Here is a 15,611-nt window from a genome sequence, read left to right on the forward strand (position 1 = left end):
GAAAGCCGGGATCGCCTGCCGCAACCGCCCCGCCAGAGGCCCCGGCTTTCGCCGGGGCGACGGCATCATTCCGCCTGGAGCAACGCCTCGATCTGCGGCACGGTGTGCCCGGTCAGGTTCTTGTCGATCTCGGCCTTCAGCCGGTCGCTCACTTCCTTGTGATAATGTTTCCGGAGCTCGCCCAGCGTCCTGGGCGGGGCGACGATGATCAGCGACTCGAAATCGTTGGCGAGCGCGCGCTTCTTGAGCAGTTCGGCGGTCTCGGCGGCGAAGCGATCTTCCTCCAACTGGTGGAAATCCACCTCCTCCATGTTGCCGGCGCCCCATTGCGCGCCCGCGGTGCGCGTGCCCATCGCTCCGCCGGCCAGGTCGGTCGCCTGCTGGTTATGGTCGGGATTGTGTTTGTCGACCACCTTCTTCTCGACCTGCAAATTGGGATGGAAGGCATCGCCTTCGTTCCTGAGGAACAGCATCTTCCGGCCATCCGCGACCACCACGACCGTATCGTGCGGAACCAGCATCGCTCATCTCCTTTGTTGCATTGCACGTTCAACGCAGCCGCGCGGGTCAGGGTTGCGCGGTTCGGCGCGCCCAGCCATACGCCCGGCCATGCACGACATCCGGTTCATCCGCGAAAACCCCGCAGCCTTCGACGCCGGCCTGGCCAAGCGCGGGCTGGAGCCGCAGGCCGAAACGCTCGCCGCGCTCGACGAGAAGCGCCGCGCGCTGATCACCGAGCTCCAGACGGGCCAGGCGCGCCGCAACGAAGCCTCGAAGGCGATCGGCGCGGCCAAGGCCCAGAAGGACGAAGCGGGCGCGGCGGCGCTGATGGCCGAGGTTGCGACGCTCAAGGAGCGGCTCCCCGCGCTCGAGGCCGAGGAAAAGGCGCTGGGCGAGGAACTGGACGGCCGTCTCGCCGCAATCCCCAACCTCCCCCTCGCCGACGTGCCCGAAGGGGCCGACGAGGACGACAATGCGCTGGTCCACACGCGCGGCACCCCGCCGACCTTCGCGTTCGAGGCCAGGGAGCATGACGCGATCGGCCCCGCGCTGGGCCTGGATTTCGAGACCGGCGCCTTGCTCTCGGGCTCGCGCTTCACCTTCGTGCGCGGCGCCGCGGCGCGCCTGCACCGCGCGCTCGGCCAGTTCATGCTCGACACGCTCACCCGCGAGCACGGCTATGAGGAGACCGTCGTCCCGCTGCTCGTGCGCGGCGAGACCATGTTCGGCACCGGCCAGCTCCCCAAATTCGCCGAGGACAGCTTCCAGACCAGCGACGGCCGCTGGCTGATCCCTACCTCCGAGGTCAGCCTCACCAACAGCGTGCGCGAGCAGATCCTCTCCGGAGAGGCGCTGCCGCTGCGCTTCACCGCGCTCTCGCCCTGCTTCCGCTCGGAAGCGGGCTCGGCCGGGCGCGACACGCGCGGCTATATCCGCCAGCACCAGTTCGAGAAGGTCGAGATGGTCTCGATCACCACGCCGGACCAGTCCGAGGCGGAGCACGAACGGATGACCGCCTGCGCCGAGGACATCCTCGAAAAGCTCGGCCTCGCCTTCCGCCGGATGAAGCTCTGCACCGGCGACATGGGCTTCTCCGCCGCGCGCACTTACGACCTCGAAGTTTGGCTGCCCGGCCAGGCGCGCTATCGCGAGATCTCGTCCTGCTCGACCTGCACCGACTTCCAGGCCCGCCGCATGAACGCGCGCTACCGCCCCGAGGGCGAAAAAGCGACGCGCTTCGTCCATACGCTCAACGGCTCGGGTCTCGCGGTGGGGCGGACGCTGGTCGCCGTGGTGGAGAACTACCAGCAGGAAGACGGTTCGGTCGCGGTGCCCGCAGTGTTGCAGCCCTATCTGGGCGGGCTGAATCGCCTGGAGCCGAGGGCGTGAGCGCCGCTTCAATTCCTCCCCGAGCTTGTCTCGGGGAGGGGGACCGCGCCCGCAGGGCGGGGTGGAGGGGTGGCGGTGAAACCGCCGTCTACGCCGGCGGCCCCTCCACCATCGCTGCGCGATGGTCCCCCTCCCCGAGCGAGCTCGGGGAGGAATTGGTCTGATGCGCATCCTCCTCACCAACGACGACGGCATCCATGCGCGCGGCCTTGCCGTGCTCGAGCGCATCGCCCGGACGATCTCCGACGATATCACCGTGGTCGCACCCGCCGAGGAGCAATCGGGCAAGAGCCGCTCGCTCACCCTCACCGAGCCGTTCCGCGTCCGCCGGCTGGGCGACAATCGCTATGCCGTGCGCGGCACGCCCACCGATTGCGTGATGTTCGCGCTTGCCGAGGCGATGAAGGATTCGCCGCCCGATCTCGTCCTCTCGGGCGTCAATCGCGGCGGCAATCTCGGCGAGGACGTGAGCTATTCGGGCACCGTCTCGGCGGCGATGGAAGGCGCGCTCGCGGGCATCCGCTCGATCGCGCTCAGCCAGCGCTACGAACATAGCGGCATGGGCGACAAGGTCCCCTTCGACACCGCCGAGGCCTGGGGCGAACGCACACTCCGGCCCTTGCTCGACGCGCCCTGGGCGCCGCGGACGCTGATCAACATCAACTTTCCGCCCGTCCCGCCCGAAGCGGTGAAGGGCATCAAGCCGGTCGCGCAGGGCCTGCGCGATTATGGCCGGGTCGGGCTCGACAAGCGCGTCGATCCGCGCGGCTTTCCTTATTACTGGCTCGCGATGAGCCGTCTTCCCCACACGCCCGATCCGGATACCGACCTGGAGGCGATCGAGCAGGGCTATGTCACCGTGACGCCGCTCCATCTCGACCTGACGCACCGCAACTCGCTGGAAAGTCTCAAGTCGGTCTATTGTTAACCACCCACGTTTCCCTTATTAAATTTTAAAGGGGTTAGGGAGCTGGCAATGCGCCGGATGGGGGCACTGCTGTTCGGCGTCGTCGTGATGTCGGGCTGCATACCGGCTGAGGCCGGACGGGGACCGGGCAGTTACGCTGCGCCGGAACCAAATGGACAACAGGAATCGTTCGAGCGGCGCTCGCTCGACCAGGACGTGCGCGCGCTGCCTGCGCCGCCGCCCGCCTGGGAAGCGCGCCGCGTCACCGCCGATGCCAGGCTCGTGTCCAGTACGACTTATGTCGTCCAGCCGGGCGATTCGCTCCGCTCGATCGCGATCAAGACCGGCGCCGGCTCCGAGGCGATCGCGCGGACCAACGGCCTTGTCGCGCCCTTCGTCATCAAACCCGGACAACGGCTCACCATCCCGGGCGGCCGCTACCACCTCGTCCGCGCCGGCGAGACCGGCATCGCCATCGCCCGCGCCTACAGCGTCGCCTGGTCTCGTGTCGTCTCGACCAATGCGCTAGAGGAACCGTATATCCTGCGCACCGGCCAGCGCCTGCTGATCCCGAGCGCCGGGCCCGAGACGCGCGAGGAGCGCGCCGCGCGCTTCCATCTCGACATCGACGACATCCTCACCGGCGGCCAGCCCGCGCTCGCGGCCAACGCCAGGCCGGCCAGGCCCACCGCCTCCTCGGCGCGCGTCCTGCCCGCGACCACGCCGGTCGCGGCGCCCACCGTGCGCGTCGCCAGCAACTTCGCCTGGCCGGTCAAGGGCACGGTCGTGAAGCGCTTCGGCCCGGGCAAGAGCGGCGAACGCAACGACGGGATCAAGATCGCGGTGCCGCTCGACACGCCGGTGCTCGCCGCCGCCGACGGCGTCGTCGCCTATGTCGGCAGCGACGTTCCCGCATTGGGCGGACTCGTCATCGTCAAGCACGGCAACAGCACCACCACGGTCTACGGCCATGCCGGGCAATTGCTCGTGCAGCGCGGCCAATCGGTCAAGAAAGGCCAGATGATCGCGCTCTCCGGCAATTCGGGATTCGCCGACCGTCCCGAGCTCCATTTCGAGATCCGCCAGGGGCGCACGCCGGTTGATCCGGTATCGAGGCTGCCCGTACTGACATCACGCTGACGGCGCGGATCGTCATCGGCCGGGCGGTGCCGCTTTCGCGCTTGACGCTTTCCCCGCGGACATGTTGGTCGCGCGCATGCCGATCCTCCTCGCCCGCGCCCTGCCGATCCTGTTGCTGATCGGTTCGAACATCCTGATGACCTTCGCCTGGTACGGGCACCTCAAGTTCAAGGACAAACCGCTGCTCGCGGTGATCCTGGTGAGCTGGGGTATCGCCTTCTTCGAATATTGCCTCGCCATCCCCGCCAATCGCTGGGGCAGCAACATCTACTCGGCCGCGCAGCTCAAGGGGATGCAGGAAGTCATCACCCTCGCGGTGTTCGCGGTCTTCTCGGTCCTCTATCTCGGGCAGAAGATCACGGTGAACCATCTGATCGGCTTCGCGCTGATCGCGGCGGGGGCCTTCTTCCTGTTCCGCGCGCCAGTCGGCTGAGGTCAGGTCAGCAGCCCGAAGATCGCTCCCATCACCAGGTAGATCGTGATCCAGTAGCCGGCATCGATCAGGAACAGTGATCGCGGCTGGCGCGAGAAGAGGTAGTTCACGCCGATCGAGGTCGCGATGAAGCCGATTCCGATGATCGCCGCGATCACCAGCGAATAGTGCAGCCCCACCGGCGCGTCATAGGTCGCATAGAGATGGTCGAGCATGAACGCGGCGACGAGATTGAGCAGGAAGGTCGTGCCGAAGATCAGCGGCATGTTGGCCTCCTTTGCGCTCTCAGGCGTGATCCCGCGCGCCTTCATCCACGCCTTGCCGAACAGCGGCCCGTACCAAAGCCCGCCCACGAGGAAGCCGGCGAGCGCCGCCAGCACGATCGGAAGCCAATGGAAATGCATCCTTCCCTCCCCTATCCTTCAGGAACGTGAAGCTACGCCGGAAACCCCCGACTAGCAATTTCCGCCGAAATCCCTATGTGGCGCGGCAATCATGGCAACCAAACTCCCTGAGTCCCCTCGCATCGGGATGGTGTCGCTCGGCTGTCCGAAGAACCTCGTCGACAGCGAGCGCATCCTCACCAAGCTGCGCAGCGACGGCTATGCGATGTCGCCCGATTACCAGGGCGCCGACGTCGTGCTGGTCAATACCTGCGGATTTCTAGACTCGGCCAAGGAAGAGAGCCTCGAGGCGATCGGCGAGGCGATCGCCGAGAACGGCCGGGTGATCGTCACCGGTTGCATGGGCAAGGAAGCCGAGGTCATCCGCGCGCGCTTCCCCAACGTGCTCGCGGTCACCGGCGCGCACCAATATGAGGAAGTCGTCGGCGCGGTGCACGAAGCGGCGCCGATGCCGCCCTCGCCCTTCGTCAACCTCGTCCCCGATGCCGGGCTCAAGCTGACGCCGCGCCATTACAGCTATCTGAAGATCTCCGAGGGCTGCAACCATCGCTGTGCCTTCTGCATCATCCCGAGCCTGCGCGGCGACCTGGTCAGCCGCCGCCCCGACGCGATCCTGCGCGAGGCCGAGAAACTGGTCGAGGCGGGGACGAAGGAACTGCTGGTCATCAGCCAGGACACCTCGGCCTACGGCGTCGACATCCGCAAGGAGCCGCGCATGTGGAAGGGGCAGGAAGTCGTCCCCCACATGACCGACCTCGCGCGCGAGCTGGGCAAGATCGCGCCCTGGGTGAGGCTGCACTATGTCTACCCCTACCCGCATGTCGACCAGGTCATCCCGCTGATGGCCGAGGGGCTGATCCTCCCCTATCTCGACATCCCCTTCCAGCACGCCAGCCGCAACGTCCTCCGCGCGATGCGCCGACCAGCCAATGAGGCCAAGGTGCTCGAACGGCTCAAGGGTTGGCGCGAGATCTGCCCCGACATCGCGATCCGCTCTACCTTCGTCGTCGGCTTCCCCGGCGAGACCGAGGAGGACTTCCAGTATCTCCTCGACTGGCTCGACGAAGCCCAGCTCGACCGCGTCGGCGCCTTCCGCTTCGAGCCAGTTGAGGGCGCCTCGGCCAACGCGCTCCCCGATCCGGTGCCCGAGGAGGTCAAGGAAGAGCGCTATGCGCGCGTGATGGAGAAGACCGCGGCGATCTCCGCCGCCAAGCTCCAGGCCAAGATCGGCCGCACGCTCGAAGTGATCGTCGACGAGGTCGGCGAGGAAGGCGGCGCCACCGGCCGCAGCCAGGCCGACGCCCCCGAGATCGACGGCGAGGTGTTCCTGCGCGATGCCGGGCACCTCGCGCAGGGCGATATCGTCCGCGTCGAGATCGAAGACGCCGACGAGCACGATCTCTACGGCGTTCCGCTCGCCTGATCCTCCGCGCAGGGCTGCTTTCGGAGGCGTCTCGATCTAGAGGTGCCGGCGAAGGAGAATACCGATGCGTCTTCGCGCGTTCCTCGCTCTCGTGGCCTTCGCCGCGCCGCTCCCCTCGGCGGCGCAGTCCGGCGGCACGGCGCATCTCTATGCCTATAGGCTCAGCGACCGGCCGGCCTTCGAGGCGGGATATCGCAAGCATCTCGAGTGGCATGCCCGCATCGGCGACAAGCTGGTCTGGTACGCCTGGTACGTGACCGCGGGAGACCGCCTGGGTGCCTTTGTCGACGGCACCTTCGGCGCCACGCCCGAGAGCCTCCAGAACCGCCCCCGCCTCAAGGAGGACGGTGCCGACTTCCGCGCCAACGCCGCCGCTTATTCCACCGCGACCGGCAACGAGGGCTGGGAGCTCTGGCGCGAAGCGAGCCGGGCGAACCCACTCGAGCAGCGAAAGCCGCAGCCGGTCGTGCAGGTTCACGCCGTCGCGGCGACCGACGCGCGGCGGTTCGAGGCGGCACTGCTCGCTCGACCCGTGGCCGGCGCGAGCTGGTATCGCGGCATCGGCGAGACGCCCGCGCCCTATCTGATCATCGCGCCCGTTGCAGCTGGGGACACGAAACCAGATCTCGCCGCATTGCTCGGCGCCGGCCACCCCGCCCTCGCCTTCGCCCGCGCGATTCGCTCGGAAGCCTGGACCTATGCCCCGCGCCTCGCGCTGCTCCCCGGCGAGCCGCTCGCTCCCTGAGCCATGCCCTGCGGGCAAGGCAGGCCCACATCATGGAAAGCGCGACCAGGATGACGCGGCGGGGTTGCCGGCCTAAGCTCGGTCGGTCCATTTCCGAAAGGCACGATGTTCCGCGCCCTCCTCTTCGCCCTGACCTGGCTGGCCCTTGCCGGCCCGAGCGCCGGGGACCCCGGCACGCACGTATCCCGTGTCGATCCGCTGACGGTGCTGGACGACGATTTCGCCCGCCACCGCGACCCCGCCGAATGGCGCGGGCTCGCCGTCAGCCGGATCGAGTTCCGCGAGGAGCGTGCCGCCTGGCGCCTCTGGCGCATCGAGAATGTCCGGCACTCCCGCGGTCCCCTGTGGTTCGTGCCCCACGACAACGAGAATGCCGGCTTCGAAGCAGGGCTGGCGGCCGTACGCAAATATGGCGGGACGCTGGTCGCAGTCGATGCGGGGATCGCCGATGATGGCGTCCGGATGAACCGCGCGGTGGACTATGGCCGCCCCGTCGATCCCAATCGCAATTTCGACAGCGCCCTCCCCGGCTATGCCCGCCGCATCCTCGCCGATCTCAAGCCCGGAATGCCGATCATCGCGCTCCACACCAACGGACGCGGCTTCGACACCGGCGAATCGCGCTGCAACAAGTCCGATCCGCCCGGCAGCGGCGTGATCTCGATCCGCTATTGCGACGACATCCTGCGGCCGAGCCCCTCGCTGCACCGCGCGTGGCCATGGGACGACGACGACACCGTCGCCTTCGCCGCCTTTCGCAACGGACAGAGCCCGAGCACCGCCTTCTGCCGCGACGCGATGGTCGCCGCGGACTTCAACGTCGTGCAGGAGCGCGTCGTCGCCAGCGATCGCTCGCTCTCCAACTACGCGGTCCTCCACGACCTCGACTATCTCAACTTCGAGACGCTCGACCGAGGCGACGGCGCGGAGGGGCTCGCCGAAGGCCGCCGCCGGCTGCTCCACATCGTCGATCGCGCGCTGGCGATGTGTGCGCCGCAGGTCCGCCACAGGCGATGACGCGGCATTTCCTTGCACCGCGGGGGCTAGGCGCAGCGGCTTCGCGCCCCTAGATCACTGGCCATGCCTGATCTCTCCACGCTTGTTCAGCCCGATCGCGGCCAGCCCGCCCGCAATATCCACCTGATCGACGCCAAGGGCTTCGACGCCTGGCTCGCCGCCCAGCCGCCGCGCCACCGCACCGCCGCGCAGGCGCAGAAGCTCGCCCCCACCGGCTATTCGAGCGCGATCCTCCCGGGCGACGGGCCCGAGGACTGGTCGGTCGTCACCGTGGTCGCCAATGTCGAGCGACTCTCGCCATGGTGTCTCGCCAAGCTCGCCGAGACGCTGCCCGAGGGCATTTATCGCGTCGACGGCCGCGAGCCCGGCAAGGCGCTCTACGGCTGGCTCGCCGCCCAGTACAAGTTCGACCGCTACAAGAAGAAGGACGACAAGGCGCAGGGCCCGCGCGTCCTGCTCACCGGCGATCCCGCGAAGATGGAGGGAGCGCTGCGCCTCGCCGGCGTCGCCTTCAAGCTGCGTGACCGGATCAACACCGGCGCCAACGACATGGGGCCCGCCGATCTCGAGGCCGCCGCGGCCGATCTGGCGAAGGAATATGGCGCCACGCTCGCCGTCGCCAAGGGCAAGGACGTCGAGAAGGGCTATGGCATGCTCTGGGCCGTCGGCAAGGCCGCGGGCGAGGGTCGCGAGCCGCGGCTGATCGAGCTCGAATGGGGCAATCCCGAACATCCGCGCATCGCTATCATCGGCAAGGGCGTGTGCTTCGACACCGGCGGACTCGACATCAAGCCCGCCGCGGGCATGCGGCTGATGAAGAAGGACATGGGCGGCGCCGCGCACGCGCTCGCGCTCGCCGAGTTGGTGATGCAGCACCGCCTGCCGGTCCGTCTCCATATGCTCGTCCCCGCGGTCGAGAATTCGATCAACGGCGAGGCGACGCGCCCGGGCGACGTGATGATCTCGCGCAAGGGAGTGTCGGTCGAGAACAGCAACACCGACGCCGAGGGCCGGCTGATCCTCGGCGACGCGCTGACCAAGGCAGCCGAGAGCAATCCCGAGCTCGTCTTCGATTTCGCGACGCTCACCGGCGCCGCCCGCGTCGCGCTGGGCGCCGACCTGCAGGCGGTGTTCGCCAACGACGACACGCTCGCCGCCGAGCTCCTCGCTGCGGCCGAGGCCGAGGCCGATCCGATGTGGCGCATGCCGCTCTACGAGCCGTACAAGGAAGCGCTCAAGTCCGACGTCGCCGACATGGTCAACGCGGCCGAGGGCCCGTTCGGCGGCGCGATCACCGCGGCCCTGTTCCTCAAGGAATTCGCGCCCGAAAAGGCGCAATGGGCGCATTTCGACATCTTCTGCTGGAACAGCTCGGCCAAGCCGGGCCGTCCCAAGGGGGCGGAGGCAGTGAGCCTGCGCGCCACGTGGAAGGTGCTGAAGGATCGCTACGCGGGCTGAACCTTCGCCGCCCGCGCCTCGACAGCGGCCTTCGACATCGGATGGCCGAAGTGGAACCCCTGGCCCATTGCGCAACCGAGCTGGACCAAGGTCCGGGCGGTCGAAGCCGATTCGATCCCTTCAGCCACCACCGGCAGGTCGAGGGTGCTGGCCAATGCGATGATCGAATGGACCAGCCGCAGTGCATCCGGATCGCGCTCCATCGAGGTGACGAAGGATCGGTCGATCTTGAGCCGGTCGAACGGCAGCATCCGCAGATGCTGGAGCGATGAATAGCCGGTCCCGAAATCGTCCAGCGCCAGCTGGATGCCCTGGTTCCTGAGCGACGCGATCGTCTGCTGCGCGCTGTCGGCGTCGACGATCAGCGCGTTCTCGGTGATCTCGATCGTCAGTCGCGGCGCGGGGAAGCGTTCGCGGGTGAGCACCGCGAGGACCTTCTGGCTGAACCAGGGATCCTTGAGCTGGGTCGGGGATACGTTGATCGAGATCGTCGCGTCCCAATCGCGCGTCTCGCGGCACGCGCGCCGCAGCAGCCGGAGCATCAGTTCGTTGATCAGCCCGCATTCCTCGGCGATCGGGATGAACTGGTCGGGCCCGATCTCCTCGGCGCCCGGGCGATGCCAGCGCGCGAGCAGCTCATAGCCGGCCACGGCGCCGCTCCTCAGGTCGACGATGGGCTGGTAATAGGGAACGAAGGCGTCGCTCGCCATCGCCTCGCGCACTTCGCGCTCGATCTCGGCGCGGCGGCGGATCTCGGCGTCGAGCAGCGGTTCGAACGCGCAATGCTGGCTGCGGCCCGATTGCTTGGCCTTGTAGAGCGCGATGTCGGCGCGGCGCATCAGCGCCTCGCGGTCCTGCGCGTCGTTCGGATAGAGCGAGATGCCTATGCTCGCGCCGATATGGTGGACGAGATCGGTGGCGGTAAAGGGCCGCAGCATCGCATGGACGACGGCGTGGGCGACGCGGCGCGCCCCCTCCCCGCCGGCATCGACGATCACGGCGAATTCGTCGCCGCCCAGGCGGTAGCTGGTACCCTCCTCGGCCACGACCGAGGTCAGGCGCACCGCCACGTCGCGCAGCAACTGGTCGCCCGCGGGATGGCCATGGACGTCGTTGACCGACTTGAAGCGGTCGAGGTCGACGATCAGCAGCCCGAAGCGCTCGCCGCTCTCCGCCCGCGCGGCCCGCGCCTCGAGCGCCTCGGCCAGCGCGCGTCGGTTGGGTAGGCCGGTCAGCGGATCGTGATAGGCGAGCTGGTGGGCCCGCTGTTCCGCCCCCTGCGCGCGGCGCTGCTCGGCCGCCATCTCGGAACGCGAGGCCAGTACTTCGATGAAACCGGCATGGCTCGTGCGCATCATGCGCAGGATGACCAAGGTGACGACGATCATGTTGATCCCCACCCCGCGCAGCAGCCAGTCGCCCGACGCGACCAGGCAGACGGTGACGGGCATCGCGCCGAACAGCAGCACGGCGTGGCCGGCGCGCGGCAGCGCCTGCAGGCAATAGCAGCAGCTGATCGCGCCGATGAAGATATAGAGCGCGATGCAGGCGCGCCGCACCAGGTCCGCCTGGGCATAGAGGACCAGCCCCCAGCCGCCGAAGCCGAGGCTGAGCAGTGCGGCGAATATCGTCGTGCCGAGCAGATAGCGTGGGATCGCGTCCGGGTGCGGCACGAACGACCGGCGGTGGAGCCAGAAGAGCGTGCGCGCTGCGCAGAGCAACGCCAGCGCGCCCGGCATGCCCAGGCTCCAATAGGGGCTGACATAGCCATGCGACGCGTAGCTGAGGAACGCCGCGTCGAAGAACATCAGCGCGTACATGAGCGGTACCTGCTTGCGCAGCGCGCGGAACTGCTCGACCAGAATCGCACGACTCTGCTCGCTATGGACGCCGACGGCCGGGGCAGGACGCCTGAACATAGTCAAATATAGCGGAAAACGGGCACCGACCGTGTTTTCCGGGGCGATTCAGCGACTTGCCGCTCCCGGCACGCGACCATGCGGGTGCTCCCGCCCCGCCGGCAATCCTGCTAGCCTGCAGCCATGTCGGCCGCGCACCCCAGGCTCATCCTCGTCGCGTGCATCCTCGCCTCGAGCCTCGCCTTCATCGACGGTTCGGTGACCAACGTCGCGCTGCCGGCGATCGGCGCGGACCTGAACGCGACCCCGGCCGAACTGCAATGGACGATCAACGCCTATCTGCTGCCGCTCTCGGCGCTGCTCCTGCTCGGCGGCGCGGCGGGGGACCATTTCGGGCGGCGCAAGCTGCTCGTCCTCGGCATCGCGATCTTCACGCTCGCCTCGGTCGCGTGCGCGCTGGCGGCTGACCTCACCCTTTTGCTCGCCGCGCGCGCCGTGCAGGGCGTGGGCGCGGCGATCCTGCTGCCCAACAGCCTCGCCGTCCTCGGCAACGCCTTCACCGGCGAAGCGCGCGGCAAGGCGATCGGCACCTGGGCAGGGGTGGGAGCCATCGCGGGCGCGGTCGGCCCGCCGCTCGGCGGCTGGCTGGTCGACGCGATCGGCTGGCGCGCGATCTTCTACGTCAACGTGCCGGTGGCGGCCGCGGCGATCCTGATCGCGCTGCGCCATATCGAGGAAAGCGCCGAGGGCGAACTGCCGCTCGACCTGCCCGGCGCGGCCTCCGCGACGCTGGCGCTCGGCGCGGTCACCTGGGCGCTCACGCTCTGGTCGAGCGGTCGCGGCCTCGACGCCACCGTCGCGATCGGCCTCGCCGCCGGCCTGATCGCGACCGCCCTGTTCCTGTGGATCGAGCATCGTCGCGGCGCCCGGGCGATGATGCCCGTCGCCATGTTCGGCTCGCGCGCCTTTGCCGGGCTGACCCTGCTCACCTTCCTGCTCTACGGCGCGCTCGGCGGCGTGCTGCTCCTCCTCCCCTTCGTGCTGATCGAGGCGGCGGGCTATACCGCGCTGCAGGCCGGGCTCGCTTTGCTGCCCATGCCGCTCGGCATGGGGCTGGCCTCGCGCGTGATGGGGCGGCTCACCGCACAGGTCGGCCCGCGCTGGCCGCTCACCCTCGGCGCGTTCGTCGTCGCGATCGGTTTCGCCCTGCTCGTCCTGGTCGACGACGGCGCGCCTTACTGGACCTCGGTCTTCCCCGGCTGCCTCGTCATCGCGATCGGCATGTCGAGCGTCGCCGCGCCGCTCACCACCGCGGTGCTCGCCTCGGTCGACGACACCCATGCCGGCACCGCCTCGGGCTTCAACAGCGCGATCGCGCGCACCGGCGGGCTGATCGCCACCGCGATCGCCGGCGCGGTGATCGCGAGCGCCGGCCGCGACCTGATCACCGCCTTCCATGGCAGCGCACTCGTCGGCGCCGGTCTCGCTCTCGCGTCGAGTGCGGCGGCGTTCGTCACCCTTGGCGAGATCAGGAAAGCGACGCCGCGGCCCGGATGATCGGCACGAACTTCTCGGCGGTCAGGCTCGCGCCGCCGACCAGCGCGCCGTCGACATTGTCGACCGCCAGGATGTCGCGCGCATTCGCGCCCGTCACCGATCCGCCATAGAGGATGCGGATCCCGTCGGCGGCATCGCCCACCATCATCCTGAGCTTCGCGCGCGCGATCGCATGGATCGCGGCGATGTCCTCCAGCGTCGGGGTCTTCCCCGTGCCGATCGCCCAGCGCGGCTCGTAGGCGAGCGTCAGCCAATCGGGCGAAGCGCCGTCGGGCAGCGACTTCTCGATCTGCGACTGGACGATCCGCTCGGCGCGGCCCGCGTCGCGCTCGGCCTCGGTCTCGCCGCAGCACAGGATCACCTTGAGCCCGTGCCGCCGCGCCGCCGCAGCCTTGGCCCAGGCGTCGTGGCTGGTCTCGTGCTGGTCGGCGCGGCGCTCGGAATGGCCGACGATGGTCAGCGTCGCGCCGCACTCGCGCAGCATGTCGGCGGAGATGCAGCCGGTATGCGCGCCCTTGTCCGCCTCATGGACGTCCTGCGCACCGATCGGCAGCGCGCCCGACACCGCAATCGCGGGTGCGATCAAGGTGAAGGGCACGCACAGCGCCACGTCCACCTGGGGGTTCGCCGCGGCCGCCGCGGCGATCGCCTCGACTTCGCCCAGCTGCGCCTTCAGCCCGTACATCTTCCAGTTTCCGGCAACCAGCTTGCGGCGCATGTCCATCTCCTTCTGCTTGGTCGCAGCCGATACCAAGCCACGCGCGCTGCACAAGCTTGAAGGGAGCGTGTCGCGGCCCTAAAGCACGCCAAATTCCTCTTGCGAACGGCCCTTCATGCTCAATTTCTTCCGCCGCTTCACCAAGTCGCGCTTCGGCCTGATCGCGGTGTTCGTGTTCCTTGCGGTGATCGCGCTTGCCTTCGCCGCGGGCGACATCACGGGCCTCCGCGCCACTGGCGGCAGCAGTGCCGGGGGCAATGTCGTCGCGAAGGTGGGCGATCGGAAGATCACCGATCGCGAGGTCCGCGAGCGGATCGACATATTTCTTAGTAACCTCCGGCGCGGGGGCCAGAACGTCACGATGGAGCAGTTCCTCGCGCAGGGCGGGCTCGAGCTGACGCTCGACGAACTGATCAACAGCGCGGCGATGGTCGAGTTCGCCCAAGGATCGGGCATGCAGGTCAGCAAGAAGCTGATCGACGGCGATATCGCCAGCAACCCGGCATTCTTCGGACTCGACGGCAAGTTCAGCCAGAAGCAGTTCGAGGAGCTGCTCTCTCAGAACCGTATCTCGCCCGTCACCTTCCGCGCGGGCCTGACCGACGAACGCTACACCAATTGGATGGTCAACCGCGCCACGCTCGGCAACCAGATCCCGGACGGCGTCCTGCTTCCCTATGCCTCGCTGCTGCTCGAGCGCCGCGCCGGTACGGTGGGCCTGGTCTCGACCATCGCGATGGATCCCGGCCCCGATCCCGACGACAAGACCCTCACCGCCTGGTACAATGCCAATCGCGCGCGCTACATGGTGCCGCAGCGCCGCATCGTCCGCTACGCGATGGTCCAGGCGGAGGCCCTGCGCGCGCGCACCGCCGCGACCGAGGCCGAGATCGCCGACGCCTTCAAGAAGGCGGGCAATCGCTTTGCGGCGACCGAGAAGAGGTCGGTGGAGCTCGTCACGGCGCTCGACCAGAATGTCGCGGGGCAGATCGCGGCCAAGGCCAAGTCGGGCCCGCTTGCCGCCGCCGCGACCGCCGCTGGCCTTGAGGCGCGCACGCTGACCGCGCTGGAGAAGCCCGCAATGGCGACGCAGGTCTCGGCGGCATTCGCCGACGCCGCCTTCGCTGCCCAGCCGAACACGTTGGTCGGACCGGTGAAGGTCGGGCCCAGCTGGCTCGTCTACCGCGTGACCAATGTCGAGCAGGTCGCCGCCAAGACGCTCGACCAGGCCCGTCCCGAGCTCGCCGGCGAGATCGGCGCGCGCAAGCTGGCCGAGGCGCTGGCCGGTCTGCGCCAGTCGCTCGAGGACGGCATCGGCGACAGCAAGACCTTCGACGAGCTCGTCGCCGACGCCAAGCTCACCGCCGGGCGCACCCCCGCGCTCGTCGCCGCCGGCACCGATCCCGACAATCCCGAGTTCAAGCCCGATACGGCGACGGGGGCGATCATGCGCGCCGGTTTCGGGATCGAGCAGGGCGACGACCCCCAGCTCGTGCCGATCGCATCCGACGGCAGCTTCGCGCTGGTCGCCCTCGAGCGGATCGTCCAGGCCGCTCCGCGCCCGCTCGCGCAGATCCGCGACCAGGTCGTGAAGGACTATCTCGTCCAGCAGGCGCTCCAGAAGGCGCGCACCGCCGCTACCGCCGTCGTCGCCAAGCTGGAGAAGGGCGTGCCGATGCAGCAGGCGCTGGCAGAGGCCGGCATCGCCAAGGGCCCGCCGCCCAAGGACTTCGACTTCAAGCGCTCGGAAGTGCTCGGCCCGAACATCGCGCCCCATCTCCAGATGGCGTTCCAGATGGCGCCCAAGAAGGCCAAGCTGGTCGAGGGCCGCAATCGCGAAGGCTATTATGTCGTCTATCTCGACAAGATCGAGGAACATAGCGCCGCGAACGATCCGGCCGCGCTCGCGAAGGTGCGCAGCGACATCGCCCCGCAGGTCGGGCCCGAATATGCGCGCCAGTTCATCGCCTCGGTCCGCAATCATCTGAAGGTGACGCGCAACGACCAGGCGATCGCGCAGCTTCGCGCCGATCTGTCCCGCCAGGGCACGGCGCGCTGAG

Annotated in this window: 14 protein-coding genes; 10 read left to right on the forward strand and 4 right to left on the reverse strand. The window is 68.6% G+C overall.

Going from position 1 to position 15,611, the window contains the following annotated elements; translation table 11 throughout:
• Nucleotides 1-65: 65 nt before the first annotated feature.
• Nucleotides 66-521, reverse strand: a complete 456-nt coding sequence (locus MT490_RS09270; RefSeq protein WP_297386348.1) for a host attachment family protein — start codon at nt 519-521, stop codon at nt 66-68.
• Nucleotides 522-609: 88 nt separating this feature from the next.
• On the opposite strand from MT490_RS09270, the gene serS reads away from it, so the two are divergent.
• The 4 genes from serS to MT490_RS09290 all read left to right on the forward strand — a co-directional run bounded on the left by serS (nt 610) and on the right by MT490_RS09290 (nt 4,370).
• Complete coding sequence (gene serS / locus MT490_RS09275) at nt 610-1,890, forward strand: serine--tRNA ligase (protein WP_297386351.1); 1,281 nt, start codon at nt 610-612, stop codon at nt 1,888-1,890.
• A 163-nt stretch (nt 1,891-2,053) separates the two neighbouring features.
• Nucleotides 2,054-2,818, forward strand: coding sequence for a 5'/3'-nucleotidase SurE (gene surE / locus MT490_RS09280; protein ID WP_297386353.1), 765 nt, complete (start codon nt 2,054-2,056; stop codon nt 2,816-2,818).
• 48 nt (nt 2,819-2,866) lie between these two features.
• Nucleotides 2,867-3,937 (forward strand): M23 family metallopeptidase, encoded by a 1,071-nt coding sequence (locus MT490_RS09285; protein WP_297386356.1) that lies wholly within the window; start codon nt 2,867-2,869, stop codon nt 3,935-3,937.
• Nucleotides 3,938-3,998: 61 nt separating this feature from the next.
• Nucleotides 3,999-4,370, forward strand: a complete 372-nt coding sequence (locus MT490_RS09290; protein ID WP_297386358.1) for a DMT family protein — start codon at nt 3,999-4,001, stop codon at nt 4,368-4,370.
• 2 nt (nt 4,371-4,372) lie between these two features.
• On the opposite strand, the gene MT490_RS09295 is transcribed toward MT490_RS09290, so the two are convergent.
• On the reverse strand, nt 4,373-4,774 hold the full coding sequence (locus tag MT490_RS09295; protein ID WP_297386361.1) for a DUF1761 domain-containing protein: 402 nt from the start codon (nt 4,772-4,774) through the stop codon (nt 4,373-4,375).
• Nucleotides 4,775-4,865: 91 nt separating this feature from the next.
• Here MT490_RS09295 and rimO point away from each other — a divergent pair, with 91 nt between their 5' ends.
• From rimO to MT490_RS09315, 4 genes are all read left to right on the forward strand, one after another.
• Nucleotides 4,866-6,197 carry a 30S ribosomal protein S12 methylthiotransferase RimO gene (rimO, locus tag MT490_RS09300; RefSeq protein ID WP_297386363.1) on the forward strand — a complete coding sequence of 444 codons (1,332 nt, stop codon included), beginning with the start codon at nt 4,866-4,868 and terminating at the stop codon, nt 6,195-6,197.
• Between the two features lie 64 nt (nt 6,198-6,261).
• On the forward strand, nt 6,262-6,942 hold the full coding sequence (locus MT490_RS09305) for a hypothetical protein (RefSeq protein WP_297386365.1): 681 nt from the start codon (nt 6,262-6,264) through the stop codon (nt 6,940-6,942).
• A gap of 105 nt (nt 6,943-7,047) precedes the next feature.
• Nucleotides 7,048-7,959 carry a hypothetical protein gene (locus tag MT490_RS09310; protein WP_297386368.1) on the forward strand — a complete coding sequence of 304 codons (912 nt, stop codon included), beginning with the start codon at nt 7,048-7,050 and terminating at the stop codon, nt 7,957-7,959.
• A 63-nt stretch (nt 7,960-8,022) separates the two neighbouring features.
• Entirely contained in the window at nt 8,023-9,417 is a 1,395-nt protein-coding gene (locus MT490_RS09315; protein WP_297386370.1) for a leucyl aminopeptidase family protein, read from the forward strand.
• On the opposite strand, the gene MT490_RS09320 is transcribed toward MT490_RS09315, so the two are convergent.
• Nucleotides 9,405-11,336, reverse strand: a complete 1,932-nt coding sequence (locus MT490_RS09320) for an EAL domain-containing protein (RefSeq protein ID WP_297386373.1) — start codon at nt 11,334-11,336, stop codon at nt 9,405-9,407. The two genes, MT490_RS09315 and MT490_RS09320, sit on opposite strands and share 13 nt — an antisense overlap.
• Nucleotides 11,337-11,459: 123 nt before the next feature.
• Between MT490_RS09320 and MT490_RS09325 the strand changes: the two genes are divergently transcribed.
• Nucleotides 11,460-12,833, forward strand: a complete 1,374-nt coding sequence (locus tag MT490_RS09325; protein ID WP_297386374.1) for an MFS transporter — start codon at nt 11,460-11,462, stop codon at nt 12,831-12,833.
• On the opposite strand, the gene tpiA is transcribed toward MT490_RS09325, so the two are convergent.
• A complete protein-coding gene (gene tpiA, locus MT490_RS09330) occupies nt 12,805-13,557 on the reverse strand; it encodes a triose-phosphate isomerase (RefSeq protein ID WP_297386438.1) in 753 nt (250 codons plus the stop codon). The genes MT490_RS09325 and tpiA overlap by 29 nt on opposite strands.
• A 109-nt stretch (nt 13,558-13,666) precedes the next feature.
• On the opposite strand from tpiA, the gene MT490_RS09335 reads away from it, so the two are divergent.
• Nucleotides 13,667-15,610, forward strand: coding sequence for a peptidylprolyl isomerase (locus MT490_RS09335; RefSeq protein WP_297386376.1), 1,944 nt, complete (start codon nt 13,667-13,669; stop codon nt 15,608-15,610).
• Nucleotide 15,611: the final 1 nt, after the last annotated feature.

This window comes from Sphingomonas sp. (assembly GCF_026460985.1).
In the GTDB taxonomy this organism is placed as follows: domain Bacteria; phylum Pseudomonadota; class Alphaproteobacteria; order Sphingomonadales; family Sphingomonadaceae; genus Sphingomonas.

Coding starts and splice junctions, on each gene's coding strand:
- MT490_RS09270 (WP_297386348.1), bottom strand. CDS start 521: ATGCTGGTTCCGCACGATACGGTCGTGGTGGTCGCGGATGGCCGGAAG.
- serS (WP_297386351.1), top strand. CDS start 610: ATGCACGACATCCGGTTCATCCGCGAAAACCCCGCAGCCTTCGACGCC.
- surE (WP_297386353.1), top strand. CDS start 2,054: ATGCGCATCCTCCTCACCAACGACGACGGCATCCATGCGCGCGGCCTT.
- MT490_RS09285 (WP_297386356.1), top strand. CDS start 2,867: ATGCGCCGGATGGGGGCACTGCTGTTCGGCGTCGTCGTGATGTCGGGC.
- MT490_RS09290 (WP_297386358.1), top strand. CDS start 3,999: ATGTTGGTCGCGCGCATGCCGATCCTCCTCGCCCGCGCCCTGCCGATC.
- MT490_RS09295 (WP_297386361.1), bottom strand. CDS start 4,774: ATGCATTTCCATTGGCTTCCGATCGTGCTGGCGGCGCTCGCCGGCTTC.
- rimO (WP_297386363.1), top strand. CDS start 4,866: ATGGCAACCAAACTCCCTGAGTCCCCTCGCATCGGGATGGTGTCGCTC.
- MT490_RS09305 (WP_297386365.1), top strand. CDS start 6,262: ATGCGTCTTCGCGCGTTCCTCGCTCTCGTGGCCTTCGCCGCGCCGCTC.
- MT490_RS09310 (WP_297386368.1), top strand. CDS start 7,048: ATGTTCCGCGCCCTCCTCTTCGCCCTGACCTGGCTGGCCCTTGCCGGC.
- MT490_RS09315 (WP_297386370.1), top strand. CDS start 8,023: ATGCCTGATCTCTCCACGCTTGTTCAGCCCGATCGCGGCCAGCCCGCC.
- MT490_RS09320 (WP_297386373.1), bottom strand. CDS start 11,336: ATGTTCAGGCGTCCTGCCCCGGCCGTCGGCGTCCATAGCGAGCAGAGT.
- MT490_RS09325 (WP_297386374.1), top strand. CDS start 11,460: ATGTCGGCCGCGCACCCCAGGCTCATCCTCGTCGCGTGCATCCTCGCC.
- tpiA (WP_297386438.1), bottom strand. CDS start 13,557: ATGGACATGCGCCGCAAGCTGGTTGCCGGAAACTGGAAGATGTACGGG.
- MT490_RS09335 (WP_297386376.1), top strand. CDS start 13,667: ATGCTCAATTTCTTCCGCCGCTTCACCAAGTCGCGCTTCGGCCTGATC.